The following is a 778-nucleotide window of genomic DNA, read 5'->3' as shown; positions in this document are numbered from 1 at the left end:
CCGGAACTCTTGGCCTTGAACAACGCGGAGTCGGCGTTGCGCAGCAACTGTTCGGCACTCAGGGCATCGCTGGGGAACAGGCTGATGCCAATACTGACGCTGACAAACAGCTGGTGGCCGTTGAACACGAACGGCTGCTTCATGCTGTCAATGATGCGCTGGGCCAGGGCGGCCGCCTGGACCACCTGTGGACAACTTTCCGCCAGCACCGCGAACTCATCGCCACCCAGGCGCGCCAAAGTCACGCCGGGACCGAACAAGCCCTGCAGGCGCTCGCCCACGGCCTTGAGCAACTGGTCGCCTACATTGTGACCCAGGCTGTCGTTGATGATCTTGAAGTGGTCCAGATCCAGCATCAACAGCGCACAGCCACGCTTGTGAATCTGCGCCGAGGCCAGCGCCTGCTCGGCGCGGTCGGTGAACAACAGGCGGTTGGGCAGGTCGGTCAACGGGTCGTGGTGGGCCAGGTGCGCCAGTTCGTGCTCGGAGTGCTTGATGGCGCTGATGTCAGAAAACACCGCCACGTAATGGCTGACCCGGCCCTGGTCATCGTGGATGACACGGATGGTTTGCCACTGTGGATAAATTTCCCCGCTTTTACGGCGGTTCCAGATCTCGCCGCTCCACTCGCCCTCTTGGTTGAGGGCGCGAAACATCTGCTCATAAAAATCCGGCGAATGGCGCCCGGACTTGAACAGGCTCGGCTGGTGGCCCATCACGTCTTCCACCTGGTAACCGGTGATTTCAATAAACGCGCGGTTGACGTGGACTATCTGCC

At 60.9% G+C, this 778-nt stretch carries 1 protein-coding gene; it reads right to left on the bottom strand.

What is annotated here, in order from left to right; genetic code table 11:
- Nucleotides 1-778, bottom strand: a 778-nt coding sequence (locus tag RSB01_RS14110; RefSeq protein ID WP_332625757.1) for a diguanylate cyclase, incomplete at both ends; no start/stop codon positions are given.

The organism is Brevundimonas sp., from assembly GCF_036659295.1.
Classification (GTDB): domain Bacteria; phylum Pseudomonadota; class Alphaproteobacteria; order Caulobacterales; family Caulobacteraceae; genus Brevundimonas.
Note: the sequence above shows the minus strand (reverse complement) of the source record. Positions and strands in the feature narration are given on the sequence as shown.